A 21,785-nucleotide genomic window follows, 5' to 3' on the forward strand; every position below is an offset into this window, starting at 1 on the left:
GCGAACATCGCCCTCCGGACAGGGATGGATCAAGGACACTAAACCCCGGCTTGCCGGGGTTTTTTTTCACCTGAACGACACTTCCCCGCTATCCCACAGAGACGCGCGAACGCCACGGCATCCGCGCATCTCCGGCAACTGCAGCCGTCAGCCTTCGGCGCTGGCGCGGCCGGCGCGCTTGCGCTCGTTCTCGCCCAGCAGCTTCTTGCGCAGGCGGATGGACTTCGGCGTCACCTCCACCAGTTCGTCGTCGTCGATGAACTCCAGCGCCTGCTCCAGCGACATGCGGATCGGCGGGGTGAGCAGGATGTTCTCGTCGGAACCGGCGGCACGGATGTTGGTGAGCTGCTTGCCCTTGAGCGGATTCACCACCAGGTCGTTGTCGCGCGAGTGGATGCCGATGATCATGCCCTCGTACACCTCCTCGCCATGGCCGATGAACAGACGGCCGCGCTCCTGCAGGCTGAACAGGGCATAGGCCAGGGCCTTGCCGGCGCCGTTGGCGATGAGCACGCCGTTGACCCGCTGGCCGTAGTCACCCTTCTTCACCGGGCCGTAATGATCGAACACGCTGTAGAGCAGACCCGAGCCCTGGGTGGCGGTGAGGAACTCGGTACGGAAGCCGATCAGGCCGCGGCTCGGGATGATGTAATCGAGACGCACGCGGCCCTTGCCGTCGGGCATCATGTTCTTCAGTTCGCCGCCGCGCTCGCCCAGCTTCTGCATAACCGCACCCTGGTGGATTTCTTCCACGTCCACGGTGAGCTGCTCATACGGTTCCTGCTTCACGCCGTCCACCTCGCGCACGATGACTTCGGGACGCGACACGCCCAGCTCGTAGCCTTCGCGACGCATGTTTTCGATCAGGATGCCGAGGTGCAGTTCGCCGCGGCCGGAGACGCGGAACTTGTCCGGGTCGTTGGTATCGGCCACGCGCAGCGCCACGTTGTGCACCAGCTCGCGCTGCAGGCGGTCGCGGATCTGGCGGCTGGTGACGAACTTGCCTTCCTTGCCGGCAAAGGGCGAGTTGTTCACCTGGAAGGTCATGCTCACCGTCGGCTCGTCCACGGTCAGCGGCGGCAGTGCCTCCACCGCCTTGGGGTCACACAGGGTGTCGGAGATGTTCAGCTCCTCGAGGCCGGTGAAGGCGATGATGTCGCCGGCCTGGGCCTGCGGCACCTCGATGCGCTCCAGGCCATGGAAGCCGAGGATCTGCAGCATGCGGCCATTGCGCTTGTTGCCCTCGCGGTCGATCAGCGTCACCTGGGTATTGGGTTTGACGGTGCCGCGCTGGATGCGGCCGATGCCGATGACGCCGACATAGCTGTTATAGTCGAGCTGGGACACCTGCATCTGGAACGGGCCGTCCACATCCACCTGCGGTGGCGTGACATGCTTGACGATGGCCTCGAACAGCGGGGTCATGTCGCCGCCGCGCACATCGGCATCCAGGCCGGCGTAGCCGTTCAGGCCGGAGGCATAGACCACCGGGAAGTCGAGCTGCTCGTCGGTGGCGCCGAGGCGGTCGAACAGATCGAAGGTCTGGTCCAGCACCCAGTCGGGGCGGGCGCCGGGGCGATCGACCTTGTTGATGACCACGATGGGCTTGAGACCGCGGGCGAAGGCCTTCTGGGTGACGAAGCGGGTCTGCGGCATGGGGCCGTCCATCGCATCCACCAGCAGCAGTACCGAGTCGACCATGGACAGCACGCGCTCCACCTCGCCGCCGAAGTCGGCGTGGCCCGGGGTGTCGACGATGTTGATGTGGTAGCCGTTCCAGTCGATGGCGGTGTTCTTGGCCAGGATGGTGATGCCGCGTTCCTTTTCCAGGTCGTTGGAATCCATCACGCGTTCGCCCAGGTTGGCGCGCGCGTCCAGGGTGCCGGACTGCTGCAGCAGCTTGTCGACGAGGGTGGTCTTGCCATGGTCGACGTGGGCGATGATGGCGATGTTGCGAAGCTTTTCAATCACGAGGGCGTTACCGGAAATAGGGGGGTATTGGGGGGAACGGCGGAAAATAGCCGCGCATTCTACCCCAGATGGGGGTTGCTCACCAGTTGAACAGGGGAAACGGCGTTGGGAGAGGGATTACCGGAACCGGTCAGGCGGCTGCCGACAGGCTCGGGTAATCCCACTCACGCCGCTGCTGCACCTTGGCGCCGCGGCGCTCGGCCTTGCGGCTCTTGCCGTGGGCGGCGCCCTTTTTCAGCAACGGGTGATCATGCAGCAGGTTGCGCGCGCGCCCCAGTGGCGCCTGTGGTGCGGGTTTCTTGGCCATGGTTTCATCCTCGGGTCAGTTTGGGGTCGGTCGTAAGACCACCGGGGTAATTTTTGGTTGCACTCAGGCCAGGCTGACACCCAGCAGCATGCCGATGAGGTAGGTCACCACGCCGGCACCGCCACCGATGAGCACCATGCGCAGGCCGGAGCGCAGGGCGCCACGTCCGGTGAACAGACTCAGGGTGGCACCGACCGCGAACAGGCCCAGCACGGCCAGGCTGGCGGCGGTGGGCACCGGCGGCATCCCCAGCGGCAGCAGAAAGGGCAGCAGGGGCAGGACCGCGCCCGCCGTGAAGGCGGCAAAGGACGAGGCGGCGGCGCCCCAGGGAGAGCCGAGGTCGTCGGGATTGAGGCCCAGCTCCTCCCGCGCCAGGGTATCCAGGGCATGCGTCGGATCCTGCATCAGCGCCGCCGCCAGCTCGCGCGCCCGCTCCAAAGGCACGCCGCGCGCATGGTAGATCAGCGCCAGCTCCTCGGTCTCCTCCGCCGGATATTCCGCCAGCTCCTCCCGTTCCAGACCGATCTGATACTCGAACATCTCGCGCTGGGAGCGCATGGAAATGTATTCGCCGGCGGCCATGGACAGCGCGCCCGCGAGCAGGCCGGCGACGCCGGAAGTCAGGATGAAGGCGGTATCCGCGGTGGCACCGGCCACGCCCATGATCAGGGCGGTGTTGGATACCAGACCGTCATTGACACCGAACACCGCCGCGCGCAGGTTGCCGCCGCTGCCCACGCCGCGGTGGCGCCCGCCCACCTGTTCCACCGTGGTGGGCATGGGATGGCCGGGCATGGCGGCGCCATACACCGAGATGCCGCGCACCTTCATCGCCGCCAGCACCGGGCGGATGGCACGCGGTCCCAGCCGGCGCAAGAGAGCTGCCACCAGTCGTGCGCGCTGTGTCGGCGCGAAGCCCGTTGGCACGTCCTCACCATCCGCTGCCATCTGCCGCTCCCAGATGCACGCCTGATCTTCCGCCGCCGCCGCCAGCGCGTTGAACAGCGCGCGCTTGCCACCGTCGGTTTCCACCCCGGCCAGCACCCGGTACAGCCAGGCCGACTGCATCTCCTCGTGCCAACTGTCGTATGCAGCCATGACCTCCCCTTATGACACCCGTGCGATGCGGTTACCGTCGATCTGTATCACGCCGTCCTCGCGCAGGCGACGCAGGGTGCGATACAGCACCTCATGGGACAGCCCCAGCTCCGCCGCCCAGGCCTTGCGCGATTGCGGCAGTATCAGCGCGCCGTCGCGGCCCTCGGTTTCCAGGTAATGCAGGATGCGCTCCGCGGCGCTGTGCAGACCGAGCCGCTCGTTTTGCGCACGCAGCTTGCGCACTTCCTGCGCCAGGCGCCGCATCCACGCCTGGCGGAAGGCGGCGTCCTGTTCCAGCACGGCACGAAACACCGGCAACGGAAAGCGCAGCAGGTGCCCGGCGGCGGCGGCCATCACGTCGCAATGATAGGCCCCCGCCTCCATGCTCGCCTCGGCGATGAAACCGGAACGCACCCGCTGCAAGATGAGTACGCTGCCGTCAATGGCCGTGCGCACCAGACGCAACTCGCCGTCCAGCACCCAGAGCATGGCCGTGGGACGATCACCGCGCCGGTGCAGGGTTTCCCCGGCGGCAAAGCGGCGCAGCTGCGCCGCCTCCCGCAGGGTGGTGGGGATGGCCGCCAAGGCCGGCTGCCCGCGCCCAAGGCTGTCCCAATCGATGTTCACGGCTCTCCCTGTTTGTCGGTCGGACAGATATGATTCAAATCATAACGCTGTCCACCCGGCACGCCATAGCATGCGGCCGATAAAATGTCAGCAAGACACCGAAGGAAGCTCTGAGTAAGTTCAGAGCTTCCGCGGCACAGGGATGTGCCGCCAATTTTCAACGACGGTAACTCGTTGAAAATTGAAGCCAATCGAAAATCACACTTTTCGCTTGGCGTGGTCTGAGAAGTCCAGGATGGACTTATTCAGACCTTCCCTAATATGGAGGAGAACGGCATGGGCAAGATTTTCGCTTTCGGCGAAGCCGTCGCCGGCTATGACCTGCCGGTGCTCAACGAGCGCGAGGTGCGCGCCGCCGCCGGCATCCTGTTCTTCGGCGCGCTGGTGTCGTTCATGAACGCCTGGCTGGCCGGCAACTTCCAGCCCATCCGCGTGTTCGTGGTCGCCTTTCTCATCGATTTCACCCTGCGCGTGCTGGTCAATCCGCGCTACGCACCGAGCATGGTGCTGGGACGGCTGGCGGTGGCGCACCAGGCGCCGGAGTGGGTGGGCGCGCCGCAGAAGCGCTTCGCCTGGAGCATCGGCCTGGTCCTGGCGACGGTGATGCTGTATCTGGTCATCGTCGAGCGGGTGGTCGGCCCGCTCAATCTGGCCATCTGTTCGCTGTGCCTGCTGCTGCTGTTCTGCGAGACCGCCTTCGGCGTCTGCCTCGCCTGCATCGTCTACAACGCCTTCCATCGCCAGCGGGCCCGCCACTGCCCCGGCGGCGTCTGCGACACGCAACCGCGCCTGCGCATCGGCACCGCGCCCCTCGTCGTGCTCGCCGCCTTCGCCGCCGTCATCACCCTGGTCGCCTACAGCCTGCCGGCCGATCGGCCGACCGCGGCCAGCGCCGATCCGCGTTGCGTCGTGCCGGACTGGGCCAAGGCCATCGGCCACGAAGAGATGTGGAAACTGCACAACAACTGCCAGTAAGGCCCTGAACCCGGAGTCATCGTCCATGCCCAGCCGCCGCCGCTTTCTCTTCTCCCTCGCCATCCTGGCCGCACTGCCCGCCGCCGCCCACGCGGCGCCGCCCAGCGTCGAGATCATCGCCATGGCGCACCCGCCGGTGCGCGCGGCCCTCGCGCCTGTGCGCAGCTGGCTGGCGGCACAAGGCAGCAAGGTCAGCGTGCACGAGATCGACATGGAAACCCCGGCGGGACACCAGCGCCTGGCGGCGATGGGGCTCCGCGGCCATATCCCGATCCTGATCCTCATCGATGGGCAATACCGCTTCCAGCGCGCCGACGGCGGCACGGTGGCCCTGGTCAACTTCCCCGACTCACCCGCCAGCCCGCCCGGCGTGCGCGGCAACTGGCAGCCCGCCGATGTCGAGGCTGCGGTGCAGGAGCGCATGCAACCATGAAGACGAAATCACGACTGTTGGCCCTGGCGCTGCTCACCTCCGCCGCGCTACCCGTGGCGTCGGCCGCGGAGCCCGATGGCGATCCGCGCCATCGTCTCGGCATGACGCCAGCCGAGCGCGTCGAGTTCCTTGCCGAAATGCGCCAGATGCTGACCAGCATCCAGGGCATCATCGCCGGCATCGGCACCGAGGATCGCGAGCGCATCGCGGCGGCGGCGCGCTACTCCGGCAACCGCATGGCGCGCGCCACGCCGGACTCCCTGCGCCGGCGGCTGCCCCGGGAGTTCCAGGAGATCGGCGGCCCCACCCACATGCTGTTCGAGGAAATCGCCATCCGCGCCGAAACCGACGACATGGCCGACCTCGCCGTGCTGACCGGCCAGACGATGCAGCAGTGCCTGGCCTGCCACGCGATGTTCCGCGCCGACTGATTCCACAGAAGCAAGCCGCGCCACGGGCTGGTAGTATTTGGTGAACAGCCGGCGCCACAACACACCGGCTGCATCGAATAATCACAGGAGAGTTCCCATGAGTCTGGTCCAAGCCGCCGGCCTGGAAAAAAGCTACCGCGTCGGCGAGGTCACCGTGCCCGCCATCCGCGGCGCCGACTTCACCATCGAGCCGGCCTCCTTCGTCTCCTTCGTCGGCCCCTCGGGCAGCGGCAAGAGCACCCTGCTCAACATGATCGGCTGCCTCGACCGCCCCACGGGCGGCTCGCTCAAGGTACTGGATACCGACGTCGGCGCACTGGACCGCAGGCAGGCCGCCGCCTTCCGCGGCGCGCACATCGGCTTCGTGTTTCAGGACTTCAACCTGGTGCCGGTGCTCTCCGTATATGAAAACGTCGAATATCCGCTGGTGATGGTGCAGAACTGGCCGGCCGCGCAGCGCCGTGCGCGGGTACTGGAATTGCTGGAGGCGGTGGGTATGAGCGACCAGGCGGACAAGCGCCCCGACCAGCTCTCCGGCGGCCAGAAGCAGCGCGTCGCCGTGGCGCGCGCCCTGGTGACCCGCGCCAAGCTGGTGCTGGCCGACGAGCCCACCGCCAACCTCGACCACGCCACCGCCTACCGCGTCATCGAGCTGATGAAGAAGATGCGCGACGAATCCGGCACCACCTTCCTGTTCTCCACCCACGACCCCAAGATCATGGAGGCCGCCGAGGTGATCTACGCGCTGGAAGACGGCCGCATCGTGCCGGGAGGGGCACATCATGGTTAACGTGCTGAAACTCGCCACCCGCAACCTGCTGCGCTATCACCGCCGCACCGCCCTCACCGCCAGCCTGATCACCCTGGGCATCGTCGCGGTGCTGATGTTCGTCGCCCTGTCCGGCTCGTTCAAGGCGCTGATGATCGGCCAGATCACCGACTCGATGCTCGGCCACCTGCAGATCCACCGCAAGGGCTATGTAGCCTCCATCGACAACCTGCCGCTCAACCTGCTGATGAAGCCCGGCGCGGTCGCCAAGGTCGAGGCACAACTGCAACAGATGCCGCAGCTCGCTGCCTGGTCGCCGCGCATCAAGTTCAGCGCCATGTTCAGCAACTTCACCGAAACCACCGGCATCCGCCTCAACGGTGTCGACCCACAACGCGAGGCCGCCACCTGCCCGCTGCTGCCGGGCCGCCTCATCGATGGCAGCGCCAATGGCGGCCTGGTGGAACAGGGCAAGCTGCTCATCCCCGACATCATCGCCAAGGGCATGAAGGTGAAGGTGGGCGATACCGTGGTGCTGGTCGCCACCAACCAGGACGGTTCGGTCAACGGCCAGACCTTCGTGGTGCAGGGCGTGCTGGAAAGCGCCACCGGACCCGGCGGGCGCGATGCCTACCTGCACATCGACGACGCGCGCCGCCTGCTGCGGCTGGAAGACGCCTCGCTGAGTGAGTTCGCGGTGCGCCTGCACGACCCGGCGCAACTGCCGCAGGTGATGGCCGAACTGGACGCCACCCTGGGCCAAATGAAAAACCAGCAGGGCCAGCCGGCGCTGGAAGTCCACGACTGGAAGAAGCTGACGCCGTTCACCGCCATCGCCAACATGATCGACCTGCTCACCCTGTTCATCAAGGTGATGCTGGTGGCCATCGTGCTGATCAGCATCCTCAACGTGATGATCATGGCGGTGTACGAACGCATGCGCGAGATCGGCACCCTCGCCGCCATCGGCACGCCGCCGCGGCGCATCCTCGGCCTGTTCGTGGCCGAGGGGCTGCTGCTCGGCGTCACCGGCACCGTGATCGGCACATTCATCAGCCTCGCCGCGGTCGCCCTGCTGCGCGTGTATCCGGTGTCCTTCGCCTTCGGCCGTCAGGACAGCCTGCAACTGGTGCCCAGCCTCGCCGCCGGCGACGTGCTGTTCATCGGTGTGCTGGTCACATTCATCGCCGTGCTCGCCAGCCTGCAACCGGCCTGGAAGGCCGCGCGCATGGACCCGATCACCGCTTTGCGTTCCGTATAAAAGGACACCCCATGAAACATCTCGCCGTCACCCTGTTGTTGCTCGTGGTCGCACCGCGGGTGTATGCCATTGACGCCGCCGACCTGCTGCGCCAGGTGGACCGCAACCTGCAGCCGGAAAGCTACGAGATGTACCGCAAGCTCATCAACATCGAGCCCGACGGCCGGCGCAAGGAGTTCGTGCTGTACAGCGTGAAGAAAGGCGGCGACAAGGTGCTGGCGCTGTTCCTCGATCCACCCAGCGAGAAGGGGCGCAGCACCCTGCGCCTGGGCGACAACATGTGGCTGTACATCCCCAATGTCGGCAAGCCGCTGCGCATCACCTCGCTGCAATCGGTGATCGGCGGCGTGTTCAACAACGCCGATATCCTGCGCGTCGATTTTGCCGCGGAGTACGATGCCGAGAGCCTGGAAGAAACCAGCAACGGCTACACACTGCAACTGAAGGCGAAGAATACGACGGTGGCCTACGACCGTCTGGTGATGCAGGTGGACCGCAAGCACAAGGTACCGGTGATCATCGAGGCCTATGCCGCCAGCGGCATGCTGATCAAGACCCTGCGCTACAGCCAGATGAAGGATTTCGGCGACGGCCGCCCGCGCCCCTCGGTGCTGGAGACCGACAGCCCGCTGTACAAGGACTACAAGTCGATCATGATCTACGCCAGCATCAAGGCCCGCGACCTGCCCGACGAGGTGTTCAGCCTCAACTACATGGGGCGCGTGGACGACCTGCGCGGCAAGTAGCCACGGGCCTTGGAACTGCTCAGTTTCGTGCATCATGAAACATCTTGTGGCTGTCGTTCTGTCCCTGTGCGTCACCCTCCTTGCCCACGCCGCCGATGAGTTCAGCTTCGATCTTTCCGCCTATACCGCGCCCAGCCCGTTCGAGCTGCACGGTTATGCGGAGCTGCGCCAGGAATACCAGAGCCTGGATGAGGACAGCCCGCTGTATCGCCTCAATTTCGCCGACAGCGGACGCGATGCGCTGAACCGCAGCATCGCCGCGCTGGAGCTGAGCGGCAGCTACCGCAATGGCGATTCGCGCATTGCCGGCACCTGGCACGGCGAGCAGCAGCACGATGAACTGGCCGATCATGGCGCCGGGCGCCTGTACGAACTGTATCTGGCCCATCAGCCCGATGCCGGCACCACGGTGGAGGTGGGCAAGCGGGCGGTGAAGTGGGGCAAGGGCTATGCCTGGAATCCGGTGGGCTTCATCGAGCGCCCCAAGGATCCCAACGATCCGGAGCTGTCGCGCGAGGGCTACGTCATCGCCGCTGCGGACTTCATCCACACCCGTGGTGGCGACCTGCACACCCTCGCCTTCACGCCGGTACTGCTGCCGGTCACTGCATCTGTCAACGACGACTTCGGCCAGGAGACGGGACTCAATGCCGCGGCCAAACTCTATCTGCTCTACCGCGACATCGACATCGACCTGCTGTGGCTCAGCAACGGCAGCCGGCCGGGACGCATCGGCCTCGATTTTTCCACCAACCTGGCGCCCAACTTCGAGATCCACGGCGAGTACGCCTACATCCATGACCATGAGCAGAAGGTGCTCGACGCCGGCGCCATGATCACCCGCAGCTACGACGCGCAGACCTGGCTGCTCGGCCTGCGCTATCTGAGCGAACGCGAAACCACCTGGATCGTCGAGTACTACCACGATGACCGCGGCTACAGCGAGGCGCAGATGCAGGACTTCCTCGGCCGCGTGGACACCGCGTCGGAGGCCATGCTGCCGCAACTGCGGTCTATCGGTCAGACCGGTTACACGCGTCCCACCGCCATGCAGGACTACGTCTATCTGCGCGTCGCGCAGAAGGACCCCTTCGACATCCTCTATTTCACGCCGGCCCTCACCGCCATCGGCAACCTCGATGACGACAGCTGGTCGCTGACCCCGGAGCTGCTCTACACCGGTATCGACGATCTGGAGCTGCGCCTGCGTGCCACCGTCCTGCACGGCGATCGCCTGAGCGAGTTCGGCGCCAAGCCCAATGACCGCAAGATCGAGCTGCGCCTGCGCTACAGTTTCTGAATGCACAAGCCCGACTACGACCGCAGCATCGTCAATCTCATGGCCAGCCTGGCCGCGGCGTGGGGCGGCGGCGACACCGGCTACGCGCCGCTGGCCGAGCTATCGCCGGACCGGCTGCGTGACCGTCCGGTAGCGTTGCTGCTCATCGACGGCCTGGGCGATGCGCTGCTGCAACAGTTCCCGGACAGCCATCTCGCCCGCGCGCGCATCGGCACACTCACCTCGGTGCTGCCCTCCACCACCGCCAGCGCCATCACCACCTTCGCCACCGGCGTGGCGCCGCAACAGCACGCCATCACCGGCTGGCACATGTGGCTGCGCGAGCTGGGCAGCGTCGCCACCATCCTGCCCTTTGTCCCACGCCACGGCGGCGCCGCGTACAATACCACCGGCTGGACCCCGGCCCAGTTCATCGGCGCGCCGCCGCTGTACGACCGCATGGATATCCCGGCCACCGTCCTCAGCCCGAACTGGATCGCCGACTCGGCCTACAGCCGCGCCACCGGCGGCCGCGCCCGCCGGCTCGGCTACAGCGGCATGGATGATTTTTTCACGCAGCTGACAACGCGGCTGGCCGATGGCCGGCCGCAGTATGTCTACGCCTACTGGACCGAACTGGACAGCCTGGCCCATGAACACGGCAGTGCCTCCCGCCAGGTGCGCGAGCACTTCCTCGCCCTGGACCGCGCCTTCGCCGCCGCCTGTGCCAGGTTGCGCGGCAGCGGTGCCCTGCTGCTCGGCTGCGCCGACCATGGCTTCGTCGACACCGACGATCGGCACACGCTGCATCTGGCCGACCATCCGCGCCTGGCCGACACGCTGGCAATGCCGCTGTGCGGCGAACCGCGCACCGTATACTGCTACCTGCGCCCGGGCCGCGAGGCGGAGTTCCTGAGCTATGTGCGCGGGGAGCTGGGCCGGCAATGCGAAGCGGTGGCCAGTGCAGAGCTCCTGACCGAAGGCTGGTTCGGCCACGGCATTCCGCACCCGCGCCTGCACGAGCGCATCGGCGACCATGTGCTGCTGATGAAGGAAAACTACGTGCTGCGCGATCGCCTGGCCAATGAAAAGCCGTTCCGCCAGCTCGGCGTGCATGGCGGTATCAACAGCAGCGAAATGACGGTGCCGCTGTTGTATCGTGAACTGTGATTGCCTGCACAGAATGCCCCCGGCCAGACCTTAACCTAAGCGACTCACCCGGACGCGAGAATCATGGCCAGAACGCTCACCGCACGCCTGCACCAGACCGACGGCCCCAATGGCATCCGTCTGTTCGAGGTGTTCGACCACCGCTTCCTGCGCGTGCGTCAGACCGTCGGCCCCAACACCCTGCGCGACTATGCCATGGATGTCGCCATCCTCGGCCCCACTGCGCGTACCGTCCAGCACAATGACCGCCACTGGCTGTGGCTGGCGGCGGCGGCTGCCGGCGTCCTGCTGCTTAGCCTCCTGGTACTGTACCTCGGCCAGGCCAGCCCGCTGCTGCTGCTGCCGCTCGCCGGGCTGCTGCTGGCGGCCACCATCATCTGCATCAACCAGTTCCTGCACAGCCGGCGCCAGCTGCTGATCTTCGACAGCCGCTACGCCGCCGTGCCGCTGGTCGAGCTGCTCGTCAACCAGCCGGAGCCGGACAGCTATCAGGCCTTCGTCGCCGGCCTTTGCGCCGACATCGAAAGCCTGGTGCGCGACAAGGGACTCAGTCCCGCCGACCTGCGCGCCGGCGAACTGCGCTCCCTGCGCAAGCTGCTGGAGCAGCAGGCCATCGACCTGCCGACCTACGAAGGCGCCAAGCAGACCCTGCTCGCCCAGGCTGGCTGAACGCCGGCAGGACTTGCCATCGGCGCGCCGATGGCCCACCCTTGCGCCATCCACTGCAAATGACCGGCACAGGTATGGAACAGGTATTCAGCCCGCAAAACGATCTCGAACGCCAGCTGCTCGCCGCCCAGGAGGGCCAGCTCGGCGAAGAGGAATTCATGCACGCCCTGCTCGGCGCACAGGTGTTCATGCCCATCCACGACAAGCACGGCATCGGCGGCCTGCAAAGCTCCAGGAGCGCCACGCCGCTGACCCTGGACAGCGGCGCCGGCTTCGACGTCATCGTGCTGTTCACCAGCCCGGAACGCGCCAAGGACTTCGTCAAGGATTATCCCGGCTATGAGGGCGGCCTGCTGGCCGAGTTCACCTGGGTGCTGGAAAAGATGGGCAGCGGCCTCGGCCTGACCCTCAACCCGGGCTGGGACGCCGGCCTCGACATGGAGCCGGAAACGGTACAGCAGTTGCTGGCCGCGGGAGGCGAACAGTGAGCCGCGATCAGCGCCGCCACCCGCGCATCAACATCCAGATCGAAGTGGAGCTGATCGCCCCTGAGATCGGCGCCGTCACCCTGCAGAGCGGCAACCTGAGCGACTCCGGCCTCTATCTCTGCGCCGACCAGTCCATGCCACTGCAGATCGGCAGTGAGGTATGCGTGCGCCTGAAGCAGGCGCTGGGTGACGGCGAGGCGCCGCTGGTCAAGGCGCGCGTGGTGCGCATCGAGGAGCAGGGCATCGGCCTGCACTTCCACGAGGACGCGGAGTAGTGAGCGGGCAACAGCCGGTCAAGTGTCTCTACTGCGGCGGCGACGTGCCCGCCGAGAGTGCCGACTGCCCCCACTGCGGCGCCCCCTCCCACTTCCAGCAGCAGGGCGAAAACCCGCGCCGCCAGCGCCGCTTTCTCATCTTCGTCATCCTCGTCGCCCTGTTCTGCGCGGCGATGATTGTGTATCTGCCCAGGTGAGGCAGATACAAGTTGCAAGATACAAGTGACAAGTTAAAACCCTGTATTGCAGGAACCCGCTGCGCAGCGGCATCTCCAACGTATTCACCGAGGGGATTCGGTTCCTGCAAGCGGACCGCAAGGGAGGCCACCATGTCCAGACTGCACATCATTCTGTTGCTGATATTCCTGCTGAGCGGCGCCGCCCTGGCACAGGAACAGGTGCGCACCCTGCCGCTGCCGCCGGATTCGCTGGCACAATGGTACCCGCCTGCCAACCAGCGCCAGGTGTGGCTGCATACCATGTTCTCCCTGCGCCGCTCCATGCAGGCGGTGGGCGAATACAATGCCCTGGGCGATCACAAACTCGCGGCACGCTGGGCCGAACGTTTCGCCAGGGACTACAAGCGCCTCGCCGAGATGGTGCCGGAGTGGAAGGACGAGATCGAACATGAGCAGGCCGACAGGCTGGTGGCCGCCGCGCAGCAGGGCGATGCCAGCGGCGTCAACAGCGCCCTCAACCGCCTCGGCACCAGCTGCCGCTCCTGCCACAACGAAAACCGCGCCATCGTCACCCTCATCTACCGCATGCCGGACTACAAGGACGTGATGGTGGAAAACAGCGACACCATGGAAGAGGTGGCGTATCCGCAGCACATGGAGCGGCTGGGCACGCTGATGAACCGCGTGAAGATCGCCCAGGAGGACGGCCGCCACGCCGTGGCACAGGAGGCCGGCAGCGCCTTCATCGCCGGCGTGAAGGATCTCGCCACCAGCTGCGGCGCCTGCCACAAGGACGACGCGCCGCGCGAACGCATCTTCGGCCCGGCCATCCAGCAGGCCCTGGTCAAGCTGGACGGCGAACTGCAGCAGAACAACCGCAAGGGCACCGACGAGGCCCTCGGTACCCTCGGTGCCTACGCCTGCGGCCGCTGCCACAGCATCCACAAGAACAGCGCCGAACTGCGCCGCGCCCTGCTGCCGCGCGACTAGGGAAGCTCTGAATAAGTTCAGAGCTTCCGCGGCACAGGGATGTGCCGCCAATTTTCAACGACGATAAGTCGTTGAAAATTGAAGCCAAGCGAAAATCACACTTTTCGCTTGGCGTGGTCTGAGAAGTCCAGGATGGACTTATTCAGACCTTCCCTAGGGTGCATCGTGGGATGCCTGGCCTGCCGGGCGATTGCGGCCCGTCCCCTGCGAAGCGGCAACCCGGTACGAACACACCGGCGGAAGTCACAAGGAGGAAGCAAATGCGCCATGGAAGGATGTCCGGACCGAAGCGGTTTGCATATCAAGCGGTATTCTCAACGACCATCATCGCGGCAGCACTGTTTGCAGCGGCACCTGTCTGGGCGGCGAGTTTTGATTGTAGTAAGGCGACGACCACGGTAGAAAAACTGATTTGTAGCGAGCCGGAGCTCTCCGCCCTGGACGAGCAGTTGAGCAAGGCCTATGCCGGGGCGAAGGAAGCTGCCGGTTCATCCCAGGCGTTGATAGCGGATCAACGCCGTTGGCTTGCCGAGCGGAATCGGTGCGCCGACGCCGCCTGCATCAAGCTGGCCTACACGGCGCGCCTTGCCCAGCTGCAACCTGCGGGCGGTGAAGCCGTTGCGCAGAAGGCTACAACGCCATCGGAACACCTCGAACCCTGGCGGGCCGCCTGCCCCGCGCCGAACATCGACTGGCGCAACTACGAGTGGACCATCATCGTCGGCAACGGCTGGACGGCCTGCGAGGAAATGCTCGGCTATCTGCGATCGCGGCCGAAAGACCAGCCGCCTGCGGTATGTCCCGATGAGCGCCTGCCGCCCAATGGCAACTGGACACGCCCGGACTGGAAGGAGCCGGCGGAGCCGTTGCGCTCGGAGCTGCTCAGGGATTTGGCCGCGCATGGGCAGAAGAGCCAGACACCCAAGACCGTCCGAATCGCGCACATCGATATCACCCGCGATGGTGAAAATGAAATGCTGCTGCTCTATGGTGATACCGCTGACCACAGCGAAAAGGTCTGCCGGGATTCGGCCCGATGCGCACGGGTCGAGGGCTCGCTTGCCGGATATGTTTCGCTCCGAGGAGGGAATTTTTACAACAAGCTGTATGCGATGAACGACGAGGGAACCGCCATTGATTGGAGGCGTTCCGCCTTGCTCGAATACGGCGAACTGGTCTACTACAAGGGCAACCCCTACTGGCTGACAAATGCAAACTGGTCGCAGAAGTCCCATGATAATTTCGACAAGTCAAAGTTCGGTCCCAACGACCCCTATGCCGCCATATTTCGCTTGGCGCCGTTGGCGTACCTAAAGCGCGATAACGCTAACCCGAGAACGCCAGATAGTTTTAATAATATTTACAGTCTATTACCGGATGAAAACGCCACTTGTCATTTCGGCTATTTCCATCGTGACAACCTGAAGCAGAATCCGCCCAGAAGGAGATAGCGGCATCGGGGCCAGGTCTGGTCTTTCTCTCCAGCGAGGTCGATGGATTCGGCCCCGCCACGCGCCGGCCGCCTTGTTGGTCATCGGTGATGAGGAAGGGGTAACGGGAACCGGCAATTCATTCAGCGCAGCGCCGCCTCCAGGGCCACCGCATCGATGGGCTGCGGCAAGGCGGTGAAGTGCGTAAAGCGCTGGCATAGCCGGTTGAACGGCTCCTGCTCCTCCGGCTGGTAGAACACCACCACGCGCGTCGCCGGCATCTGCTGCAGCGTGGCCAGCACCGACTCCAGCCAGCCGGTGCGATCGCGAAAGTCCGGCATGTAATTGAACTCCGCCACCACCGCCGCCGGGCGGTGCGTCTTCAGATAGCTGATCGCCTTGCGCCCCGAGGTCACCACCTCCACCGCATAACCGAGGGAACGGTACAGCGGCGTGAAGTCGGGATAGCCGCCCAGCTCGACAATCATCAGCAGTTGTCTGTTTTCAGTCATGGTCCTGTCCTGTGCAGGGCGTCAGTATAACGATCACCCCCTTCTCCCGCACAAACCGCAGGCTTATTGCGTTAACGCAACTCATTGAATCTGGCGCGCCATCGTTGGAGAATGGCAGCGAGTCCCGGCCGTCCACACCGGCCGCAGAGCTCCCGGCCCAGGCGCACGCCGACGACATAACACAATAACGGCGCGCCACATTTTTTCCTGCATCGTCACGTCCCTACGGACATGGCCGGTCTTTGCCATAACCACTACAAAAAGGATATTCGACACCATGAAACTTCATTTTCCGTCTGCTTCCGCCTATGGCGCCGCGCTGATCCTCGCCACGGTACTCGCCGTGTCCGGCTATGTCCTGTTCCCTGTCCTGGCACTGGAACTCGGCGGTGCCGCGCTGTTCGCCCTGGGCATCGCCATCGGCGCCGTGCTCGCCGTCCCGCTCGCGGGCCTGCGCCTGGAGGCCGGTCCGGCGCGCGCCGCGGACAACGGCGAAACCCGCTCCATCTTCGTCGGCAACCTGGCCTACCGCGCCTCCAAGGACGAGCTGGAACAGCTGTTCGGCCAGTATGGCGTGGTGCGTTCGGTGCGCATCATGACCGATCGCATGACGCGCCGGCCGCGCGGTTTCGGCTTCGTGGAGATGGAGGCCAAAAGCGCCCTCGCCGCCATCAAGGCCCTCGACGGTAAGGAATTCCATGGCCGCGCCCTCAAGGTCAACGAGGGCAACGAGCGCCGGCCGCGGGAGAGCCAGGCGGCCTGAGCGGCCGGGAGATTCTGCCCCCGCGCCTCCCGTTATACTGCCGGCCATGTGGAGCCTGCGTGACTGGCGCCGCCGGTGCATACTGGCGCGCCACCCCATCCCCGATGCGCTGTGGCAGGCAGTAAGCCGCCGCCTGCCCGTCATTGCCGCCCTCACGCCCGGTGAGCAGACGCGCCTGCGCGAGCAGGCTACCCTGCTGCTCGCCGCCAAAACCATCAGCGGCGCCGGCGGCCTCGACCCCGACGCCGCCATGCGCGTGCACATCGCCGCCCTCGCGGCACTGCCCCTGCTCGGGCTCGACCTGGACTGGTACGACAACTGGCACGAGATCGTGGTCTACCCGGACACCTTCGTGCAGGAACACGAATGGGAAGACGAGTTCGGCGTGATGCACCGCGAGCGGCGCGAGCTGGACGGCGAATCCTGGCAACAGGGGCCGCTGGTGCTGGCCTGGCACGAGATCGAGGCCAGTGGTCAGGGCAGCGGCTTCAATCTGGTGGTGCACGAGATCGCCCACAAGCTGGACATGCAGAACGGCGACGCCAACGGCTACCCGCCGCTGCAGCGCGGCATGAGCCATGCCGACTGGAACGCCGCCTTCAGCGCCGCCTATGAGGACATGGTACGGCGCGACGAGAGCGGGATGGAAACACCGCTCGATCCCTACGCCGCCGACGCGCCGGAGGAATTCTTTGCCGTGGCCTGCGAGGCCTACTTCGAAATCCCTGCGCAGCTGCATGCCGCCTATCCGGCGGTGTACGACCAACTGTGCCTGTTCTTCCGCCGCGATCCACTTGCACCAAGCGCGGTGCCGTAGCGCTGCCGCTTACATATCCAGTACCGAGGCGCGTGTCAGTTTGGCCAGCCGCACGCCCTTGATGCCGCCGATCTCACGGCTGATGCGCACGATCTCCTCCGCCGGTCCCTTGAGGATGATGGTTTCCAGGCACAGATGATGATCGAGATGGACATGGGTGCTGCACAACACCGCCGTGTGGTGGCTGTGCTGGGCATCCACCAGTTTCTGCGACAGGCCGCGCTGATGGTGGTCGTAGCTGATGGTCAGCACGCCGATCACCGGCTCGGCACTCTCCTCCCATGCCTCATCGACCAGTTGTTCGCGGATCAGGTCGCGCACGAATTCGGAACGCGAGGCATAACCCTTGCTGAGGATGCGCCGCTCCAGATCGTCGAGCAGTTCTTCCGGCAGGGAGATGGTGATGCGGGCCAGGTCGGCGTCGTTTTTCATCGTGGCAACCATAACGGGGGACGTCGCAACGTTAGCGCGCCGCGCCGGCCGCGCGCAACGGTTCACTCCCAGTCGTGGGCATGAAAGTGGCGGTGTTCCAGGCCGCCATGGCGGTGGCGGTGCCGGTGCAGCAGGTTGGCGGCCAGCAACACTTCCGGCCGGCGCAACAGTTCATCGACGGCGCCGTCGTAGATGATTTGATGCCGTTCCGACAGCACCACGGCGCGCTGCCCCAATTCGGCGGCGATGCTCAGGTTATGGGTGGAGATCACGCAGGTCACGGGAAGATCGGCCAGGAAATCGATCAGCCAGCCGCTGGAGCGCGGATCCAGGTTGGCGGTGGGTTCGTCCATCAGCAGCAGGCGCGGCTCCACCACCAACAGCGCCGCCAGTGCCAGCCGCTGCTGTTCGCCGCCGGACAATTCGTAGGGCGGACGCGTCAGATGTTCGGCAAGGCGTAGTTGCCCGGCCATGCGCAATACGCGGCCGTCGACATCGTCGAGGCCGAACTGGCGCGGTCCGAAGGCGATCTCGTCATACACGGTGGGATTGAACAGCATCGCCGCGGGCTGCTGGAACAACAGTGCCACCTCGCGGCGAAAGCGGCGACTGAACTCCCGCTCGGCGAGCCGTGCCGCACTGAGCTCGCCGCCGTCGTAGCGCACGCTGCCCGCCGTGGGCGGAAGCAGTCCGGCGAGCAGACGCAGCAGCGTCGTCTTGCCGCAGCCATTGGCGCCGAGCAGCACCACCCGCTCACCAGGCATTATCGCCAGAGTGACGCCGTCGACGGCGCAACGGCCGTCGGCGTAGCGATACGTCAAACCCAAGGTTTCAATCATCGAAGAGCCCGCGCGCACGCATCGCCGCCGTCACCTCGCCGGCATCGTGCAACGCCTTTTCCAGCAGCGCGCCACCCTGGTGCGCCGCCTGCATGTAACGCACCCGCAAAGACTGCGCGCCGGCACAGCGGCTGCGCGCGGCAAGGCGGTAATCCTCCAGCAGGCGCGCCAGGACGCGGATCTGACCGTAGGCCAGCGTGATCAGGAACCGCAGCGGCGGCACCGCGGCACCGACGTGGTGCAGGGAAACGCGCCGCACGAACCACGCGCCGAGAAAGGCAAGCAACAGCACGCGCAGATTGAGCAGCAGCAGATAGTGCCACGACACAGCGCCGTGCGCCGCGGCGAACAGCAGGTAGCCGAGGGACACCGCGCCGTTGATCAGCGCGATGGCGAGCAGGGCGCGCCGCAGCAGGTAGGGCGTATCGCGGCCGGCACCGATGGCGGCGGCCAGCAGCCCCAGGGCCAGCAGGCGCACATCGTGCACCAGGGTCACGCTGACCGCGGCAGCCAGATAGGCCAGCAGCCACAGGCGCGCGTTCACGGCGTCACCCAGCCGCGCTGGCGCGCGTGGCGCCAGATGAACCAGGTCAGGGCCGCCTCGCCGGCGGCGATGGCCAGGTGCGGCAGCAGCACGGCCGGCAGCGTGACGCTGAAGCCGAAGGGGAAGAACAGGGGCTGCCCGCCGGCATCGTGGGCGAGCAGGGGTTGCGCGCCGAGTACCAGGGCGATCAGCGCGGCGGAGACGAGCACGGCGCCGCCGCTGGCGACGAGCACCGCTGTTGCCTCGTGCCGGCGCACGAGCAGGCGGAACAGCGCGCGCGCCGCCGCCGCGCCGCACAAGCCGAGCAGCAGGGCGTTGAGCGCCAGCACGGTGACGCCGCCGGCGCCGAACAGAAACAGTTGCAGCACCAGCACCACGCTGTAGGCGAGAAACGCCGCGCCGACACCGAACAGCAGCGCCAGCAGCGGCACGCCGGACAAATGGGCCGAGGTGCCGCCCGGCAGCGGGATCATCAGCGTGGAGAGGACGAAGGCCAGCGCAGTGAGCACCGCCAAACGGGGGATTGCCTCATCGCGCAGGCGGGAACGCAGGCGCCGCAGGGCCAGCGCCCAGGCGGGCACCGCCAGGGCGATCGCCGGCAGGTACACCACCGGCGCGACGAAGCCGTCGGGGATGTGCATCAGAACAGAGCCGAGAAGCTGACCACCAGCCGATACTTCTCCTTGCCCTCCGCCCCCTGCTGCTGAGCGGATTCATTGAGATCGGTCCAGGCCGGCCGCTTGTAGGCCAGGCCCAGGCTGGTGTTGTCCCAATAGGCGCGCACCCCCGGCACCAGGTAGAGCATCTTGCCGCCGGTGGCGGGTTCGTCCACCCCATTGCCGCTGTCACGCCCCAGTTGCAGGTAGTTGGCCTCCAGGTTGAGGTCGAGGCGGAAACGGCTCTCGGCATTGACCCGCAGGCGATAGGCCAGCGCGCCGTTGACGCGCAGCTCGTCGCCGAAGCGGGCGCGATTGCCGTCGGCATAGGTGTTTTCCTGGAACCACATATACCCCAGCTCGCCCACCGCCGTCAGGCGATCGGTGAGGGGTTTGGTAACGGTGAGGCCCAGGGAATAGCTAGGCTGGCCGAAACCGAGCGACATGCCAGGGTCGATGTCGCCGCTGGCGTCACGCAGATCGGCGTTGCCCGTCGGCAGCGTCACCCCGCCGTACACGGTGAAGTGCCAGTCCTCCAGGTCATCCAGACTTTCGTTGGCCGGCACCAGGCGGAAGCCGTCGTCGTACTTGAAGCCGATGACGCCCATCAGCGACAGGTCGGCGAAGCCGGCGCTGTTGAAGGCGTTGTCCTCGTTGACCTTCACGTTGTAGGGCTGGAACAGGTAGGCGGAAAACCAGGGCGTGAAACCGTAGCCGGCGCCCCACATGAGGAAGCTGCTGTAATCGGCCTCGTCGTCGCGCGCGGCGGTGTACTTTTCCCACACCGCATGATCGAGCTTCATGTAGGCCAGCCACCGGCCTTGCGGCAGGGTGGCCGAGCTGGAGGTTTCGATGGGCGCCCCCGGACCCGACAGCCCCGCCGCCCCGAGGGAGGCGACGCCGTGGTGGGCCGAGACCGTCAACGGCAACAAGGTGAGTGCAGCAGCGCATAACAGACGTTTCATGTCGACTCCTTGCGACGCGTGTAAACTGCCCAAAGCCCGAACAAACCAAAGATCCAGCCGACACCGGCGCCGATGAGGACATAACGGGGCACGGCGGCGGCACCCGGCGTGCCGGCGCCAGCAAGCGCCGCCACCTTGATATCGGCGCCGTGGCCGTCCTCGGTGAAGATGCGCAGGCGCCATTCGCCGTCCCGATCGGGAACGAAGGTGACACGCCCCAGGCCATCGCTGCGGCCGACCTGGAACGGAATGGTTTCGCCGGGACGGAACAGTTCGTACTGTTCGTAGCTGAGTGCTTCCGCTCCGGGGAAACGGAACGACACGGTCACCGCCTCGCCGCGCTCCACCGCGTGATGCAGATCGTGGGCATGGACCGGCAGCGCGCACAGCAGCCACCACAGCCACCAGCCTCTCATTGCGGTGCGGTCTCGAAATTGAGCGCGGTGGCATGCACCTCTTCGTCGGCCTTGGGCGAGGCGAGCGGGCGCGACCAGCTCGCCTCCACCGCCTGAAAGCCGCCGTGGCGCAGGCGGATGTTGACCGTGCCGTCATCCCCGCTCACGCCGCGCGGCTCTCCCTCATAGGCCACCGTCGCACCGGCCAGCGGTTGACCGTCGAACACCACCCGCAGACGCAGTTTGTCGCCGGGCTTGAGGGCGCGCGGATCGCTCAGGGGTAGCAGCTCCAGGCCCCGGCCGAAGGCGCCGGCCAGGGCCGTTCCCCAGGCATCGAGCCGCTTCACGGACTCGAAGGACAGCCAGCTCTTCACCACCATGGCGCCGGCCTCGTCCCGCGCCAGGTTCTTGCTACCATAGGGCGTCTTGCTCCAGTAGCCCGACGAGGTCTGCACGAAGGCGCCAGCGCAACCGTGCAGGCGATAGGGATAGGACTCCGCCGGCGGGGCGGCACGCTCGCCGCCGTCGGCCGCCAGGCAGCGCGCCCATTGCACCTGGGCCGGGGAATATTCGATATAGTGCTGACCGTCGTGGCCGGCATGCAGGTGGCCGTAGTAGAGGGTGTAGCCATCATCGGAGCGCTCCAGCCACAGGTCGTGCGCCCCGGCGACGGCGATGCCGCCCCCCACAACAGGACACCGAGCAGTAACGGACGCATGGCACACACCTCGCCGTCAGTGTGAATTATTTTTGATTCGTAATAC

General features: G+C 65.9%; 28 protein-coding genes. 16 read left to right on the top strand and 12 right to left on the bottom strand.

The features are described 5' to 3' along the window. Positions 1–147 precede the first annotated feature (147 nt). From typA to EP379_RS14040, 4 genes are all read right to left on the bottom strand, one after another. Positions 148–1,971 carry a translational GTPase TypA gene (gene typA / locus EP379_RS14030; protein ID WP_127478398.1) on the bottom strand — a complete coding sequence of 608 codons (1,824 nt, stop codon included), beginning with the start codon at positions 1,969–1,971 and terminating at the stop codon, positions 148–150. A 130-nt stretch (positions 1,972–2,101) separates the two neighbouring features. Next, entirely contained in the window at positions 2,102–2,278 is a 177-nt protein-coding gene (locus tag EP379_RS16425; RefSeq protein WP_172600497.1) for a hypothetical protein, read from the bottom strand. 63 nt (positions 2,279–2,341) lie between these two features. After that, on the bottom strand, positions 2,342–3,376 hold the full coding sequence (locus tag EP379_RS14035) for a VIT1/CCC1 transporter family protein (RefSeq protein ID WP_127478399.1): 1,035 nt from the start codon (positions 3,374–3,376) through the stop codon (positions 2,342–2,344). A gap of 9 nt (positions 3,377–3,385) precedes the next feature. After that, positions 3,386–4,003 carry a Crp/Fnr family transcriptional regulator gene (locus EP379_RS14040; protein WP_127478400.1) on the bottom strand — a complete coding sequence of 206 codons (618 nt, stop codon included), beginning with the start codon at positions 4,001–4,003 and terminating at the stop codon, positions 3,386–3,388. Positions 4,004–4,279: 276 nt separating this feature from the next. On the opposite strand from EP379_RS14040, the gene EP379_RS14045 reads away from it, so the two are divergent. The 14 genes from EP379_RS14045 to EP379_RS14110 all read left to right on the top strand — a co-directional run bounded on the left by EP379_RS14045 (position 4,280) and on the right by EP379_RS14110 (position 15,119). Continuing rightward, positions 4,280–4,978, top strand: coding sequence for a DUF4395 domain-containing protein (locus tag EP379_RS14045; RefSeq protein ID WP_172600498.1), 699 nt, complete (start codon positions 4,280–4,282; stop codon positions 4,976–4,978). 25 nt (positions 4,979–5,003) lie between these two features. After that, positions 5,004–5,411: a hypothetical protein gene (locus tag EP379_RS14050; protein ID WP_127478402.1), complete on the top strand. Its 408-nt coding sequence runs from the start codon at positions 5,004–5,006 to the stop codon at positions 5,409–5,411. Then, positions 5,408–5,842, top strand: coding sequence for a hypothetical protein (locus tag EP379_RS14055; protein WP_127478403.1), 435 nt, complete (start codon positions 5,408–5,410; stop codon positions 5,840–5,842). Before EP379_RS14050 ends, EP379_RS14055 begins: the two co-directional genes overlap by 4 nt. 97 nt (positions 5,843–5,939) lie before the next feature. Beyond that, complete coding sequence (locus EP379_RS14060) at positions 5,940–6,632, top strand: ABC transporter ATP-binding protein (RefSeq protein WP_127478404.1); 693 nt, start codon at positions 5,940–5,942, stop codon at positions 6,630–6,632. After that, positions 6,625–7,872: an ABC transporter permease gene (locus tag EP379_RS14065; RefSeq protein WP_127478405.1), complete on the top strand. Its 1,248-nt coding sequence runs from the start codon at positions 6,625–6,627 to the stop codon at positions 7,870–7,872. The genes EP379_RS14060 and EP379_RS14065 overlap by 8 nt, the downstream gene beginning before the upstream one ends. A gap of 11 nt (positions 7,873–7,883) precedes the next feature. Continuing rightward, entirely contained in the window at positions 7,884–8,618 is a 735-nt protein-coding gene (locus tag EP379_RS14070) for an outer membrane lipoprotein-sorting protein (protein WP_127478406.1), read from the top strand. 46 nt (positions 8,619–8,664) lie between these two features. Further along, the gene (locus EP379_RS14075) at positions 8,665–9,918 is read left to right on the top strand and encodes a hypothetical protein (RefSeq protein WP_127478407.1); all 1,254 of its coding nucleotides are present in this window, start codon (positions 8,665–8,667) and stop codon (positions 9,916–9,918) included. Continuing rightward, positions 9,919–11,067 carry an alkaline phosphatase family protein gene (locus EP379_RS14080; protein WP_127478408.1) on the top strand — a complete coding sequence of 383 codons (1,149 nt, stop codon included), beginning with the start codon at positions 9,919–9,921 and terminating at the stop codon, positions 11,065–11,067. It abuts the gene before it with no gap. Positions 11,068–11,130: 63 nt separating this feature from the next. After that, positions 11,131–11,736, top strand: coding sequence for a hypothetical protein (locus EP379_RS14085; protein ID WP_127478409.1), 606 nt, complete (start codon positions 11,131–11,133; stop codon positions 11,734–11,736). Positions 11,737–11,810: 74 nt separating this feature from the next. Then, the gene (locus EP379_RS14090; RefSeq protein ID WP_127478410.1) at positions 11,811–12,224 is read left to right on the top strand and encodes an SseB family protein; all 414 of its coding nucleotides are present in this window, start codon (positions 11,811–11,813) and stop codon (positions 12,222–12,224) included. Beyond that, positions 12,221–12,499, top strand: coding sequence for a PilZ domain-containing protein (locus EP379_RS14095; RefSeq protein ID WP_127478411.1), 279 nt, complete (start codon positions 12,221–12,223; stop codon positions 12,497–12,499). Before EP379_RS14090 ends, EP379_RS14095 begins: the two co-directional genes overlap by 4 nt. Continuing rightward, entirely contained in the window at positions 12,499–12,696 is a 198-nt protein-coding gene (locus EP379_RS14100) for a hypothetical protein (protein ID WP_127478412.1), read from the top strand. Before EP379_RS14095 ends, EP379_RS14100 begins: the two co-directional genes overlap by 1 nt. A 132-nt stretch (positions 12,697–12,828) precedes the next feature. Further along, positions 12,829–13,668: a cytochrome c gene (locus tag EP379_RS14105; RefSeq protein ID WP_127478413.1), complete on the top strand. Its 840-nt coding sequence runs from the start codon at positions 12,829–12,831 to the stop codon at positions 13,666–13,668. Between the two features lie 275 nt (positions 13,669–13,943). Further along, complete coding sequence (locus EP379_RS14110; RefSeq protein WP_127478414.1) at positions 13,944–15,119, top strand: lysozyme inhibitor LprI family protein; 1,176 nt, start codon at positions 13,944–13,946, stop codon at positions 15,117–15,119. Between the two features lie 122 nt (positions 15,120–15,241). Here EP379_RS14110 and EP379_RS14115 read toward each other — a convergent pair whose 3' ends face one another. After that, complete coding sequence (locus tag EP379_RS14115; RefSeq protein ID WP_127478415.1) at positions 15,242–15,610, bottom strand: response regulator; 369 nt, start codon at positions 15,608–15,610, stop codon at positions 15,242–15,244. Positions 15,611–15,887: 277 nt separating this feature from the next. Between EP379_RS14115 and EP379_RS16880 the strand changes: the two genes are divergently transcribed. Together EP379_RS16880 and EP379_RS14125 are read left to right on the top strand one after the other, a co-directional pair. Continuing rightward, positions 15,888–16,373, top strand: coding sequence for an RNA-binding protein (locus tag EP379_RS16880; protein ID WP_127478416.1), 486 nt, complete (start codon positions 15,888–15,890; stop codon positions 16,371–16,373). A gap of 46 nt (positions 16,374–16,419) precedes the next feature. Further along, the gene (locus EP379_RS14125) at positions 16,420–17,190 is read left to right on the top strand and encodes a M90 family metallopeptidase (protein ID WP_127478417.1); all 771 of its coding nucleotides are present in this window, start codon (positions 16,420–16,422) and stop codon (positions 17,188–17,190) included. A 9-nt stretch (positions 17,191–17,199) separates the two neighbouring features. Here EP379_RS14125 and nikR read toward each other — a convergent pair whose 3' ends face one another. The 7 genes from nikR to EP379_RS14160 form a co-directional block, all read right to left on the bottom strand. Next, positions 17,200–17,622, bottom strand: a complete 423-nt coding sequence (gene nikR / locus EP379_RS14130) for a nickel-responsive transcriptional regulator NikR (protein WP_127478418.1) — start codon at positions 17,620–17,622, stop codon at positions 17,200–17,202. A 62-nt stretch (positions 17,623–17,684) separates the two neighbouring features. Then, positions 17,685–18,461: an energy-coupling factor ABC transporter ATP-binding protein gene (locus EP379_RS14135; RefSeq protein WP_127478419.1), complete on the bottom strand. Its 777-nt coding sequence runs from the start codon at positions 18,459–18,461 to the stop codon at positions 17,685–17,687. Continuing rightward, positions 18,454–19,005 (bottom strand): energy-coupling factor transporter transmembrane component T family protein, encoded by a 552-nt coding sequence (locus EP379_RS14140; protein ID WP_127478420.1) that lies wholly within the window; start codon positions 19,003–19,005, stop codon positions 18,454–18,456. Before EP379_RS14140 ends, EP379_RS14135 begins: the two co-directional genes overlap by 8 nt. Then, positions 19,002–19,646, bottom strand: a complete 645-nt coding sequence (locus tag EP379_RS14145) for an energy-coupling factor ABC transporter permease (RefSeq protein ID WP_127478421.1) — start codon at positions 19,644–19,646, stop codon at positions 19,002–19,004. The genes EP379_RS14140 and EP379_RS14145 overlap by 4 nt, the downstream gene beginning before the upstream one ends. Then, positions 19,646–20,626: a transporter gene (locus tag EP379_RS14150; RefSeq protein ID WP_127478422.1), complete on the bottom strand. Its 981-nt coding sequence runs from the start codon at positions 20,624–20,626 to the stop codon at positions 19,646–19,648. The genes EP379_RS14145 and EP379_RS14150 overlap by 1 nt, the downstream gene beginning before the upstream one ends. Further along, positions 20,623–21,042 carry a hypothetical protein gene (locus EP379_RS14155; RefSeq protein ID WP_127478423.1) on the bottom strand — a complete coding sequence of 140 codons (420 nt, stop codon included), beginning with the start codon at positions 21,040–21,042 and terminating at the stop codon, positions 20,623–20,625. Before EP379_RS14155 ends, EP379_RS14150 begins: the two co-directional genes overlap by 4 nt. Next, a complete protein-coding gene (locus EP379_RS14160) occupies positions 21,039–21,710 on the bottom strand; it encodes a DUF4198 domain-containing protein (protein ID WP_172600499.1) in 672 nt (223 codons plus the stop codon). The genes EP379_RS14155 and EP379_RS14160 overlap by 4 nt, the downstream gene beginning before the upstream one ends. Positions 21,711–21,785: the final 75 nt, after the last annotated feature.

It is taken from the genome of Sulfurivermis fontis, from assembly GCF_004001245.1.
In the GTDB taxonomy this organism is placed as follows: domain Bacteria; phylum Pseudomonadota; class Gammaproteobacteria; order Thiohalomonadales; family Thiohalomonadaceae; genus Sulfurivermis; species Sulfurivermis fontis.

Coding starts and splice junctions, on each gene's coding strand:
- EP379_RS14055 (WP_127478403.1), top strand. CDS start 5,408: ATGAAGACGAAATCACGACTGTTGGCCCTGGCGCTGCTCACCTCCGCC.
- EP379_RS16880 (WP_127478416.1), top strand. CDS start 15,888: ATGAAACTTCATTTTCCGTCTGCTTCCGCCTATGGCGCCGCGCTGATC.
- EP379_RS14065 (WP_127478405.1), top strand. CDS start 6,625: ATGGTTAACGTGCTGAAACTCGCCACCCGCAACCTGCTGCGCTATCAC.
- EP379_RS14105 (WP_127478413.1), top strand. CDS start 12,829: ATGTCCAGACTGCACATCATTCTGTTGCTGATATTCCTGCTGAGCGGC.
- EP379_RS16425 (WP_172600497.1), bottom strand. CDS start 2,278: ATGGCCAAGAAACCCGCACCACAGGCGCCACTGGGGCGCGCGCGCAAC.
- EP379_RS14045 (WP_172600498.1), top strand. CDS start 4,280: ATGGGCAAGATTTTCGCTTTCGGCGAAGCCGTCGCCGGCTATGACCTG.
- EP379_RS14125 (WP_127478417.1), top strand. CDS start 16,420: ATGTGGAGCCTGCGTGACTGGCGCCGCCGGTGCATACTGGCGCGCCAC.
- EP379_RS14050 (WP_127478402.1), top strand. CDS start 5,004: ATGCCCAGCCGCCGCCGCTTTCTCTTCTCCCTCGCCATCCTGGCCGCA.
- EP379_RS14070 (WP_127478406.1), top strand. CDS start 7,884: ATGAAACATCTCGCCGTCACCCTGTTGTTGCTCGTGGTCGCACCGCGG.
- EP379_RS14085 (WP_127478409.1), top strand. CDS start 11,131: ATGGCCAGAACGCTCACCGCACGCCTGCACCAGACCGACGGCCCCAAT.
- nikR (WP_127478418.1), bottom strand. CDS start 17,622: ATGAAAAACGACGCCGACCTGGCCCGCATCACCATCTCCCTGCCGGAA.
- EP379_RS14145 (WP_127478421.1), bottom strand. CDS start 19,646: ATGCACATCCCCGACGGCTTCGTCGCGCCGGTGGTGTACCTGCCGGCG.
- EP379_RS14035 (WP_127478399.1), bottom strand. CDS start 3,376: ATGGCTGCATACGACAGTTGGCACGAGGAGATGCAGTCGGCCTGGCTG.
- EP379_RS14135 (WP_127478419.1), bottom strand. CDS start 18,461: ATGATTGAAACCTTGGGTTTGACGTATCGCTACGCCGACGGCCGTTGC.
- EP379_RS14060 (WP_127478404.1), top strand. CDS start 5,940: ATGAGTCTGGTCCAAGCCGCCGGCCTGGAAAAAAGCTACCGCGTCGGC.
- EP379_RS14150 (WP_127478422.1), bottom strand. CDS start 20,626: ATGAAACGTCTGTTATGCGCTGCTGCACTCACCTTGTTGCCGTTGACG.
- EP379_RS14115 (WP_127478415.1), bottom strand. CDS start 15,610: ATGACTGAAAACAGACAACTGCTGATGATTGTCGAGCTGGGCGGCTAT.
- EP379_RS14090 (WP_127478410.1), top strand. CDS start 11,811: ATGGAACAGGTATTCAGCCCGCAAAACGATCTCGAACGCCAGCTGCTC.
- EP379_RS14080 (WP_127478408.1), top strand. CDS start 9,919: ATGCACAAGCCCGACTACGACCGCAGCATCGTCAATCTCATGGCCAGC.
- EP379_RS14155 (WP_127478423.1), bottom strand. CDS start 21,042: ATGAGAGGCTGGTGGCTGTGGTGGCTGCTGTGCGCGCTGCCGGTCCAT.
- EP379_RS14110 (WP_127478414.1), top strand. CDS start 13,944: ATGTCCGGACCGAAGCGGTTTGCATATCAAGCGGTATTCTCAACGACC.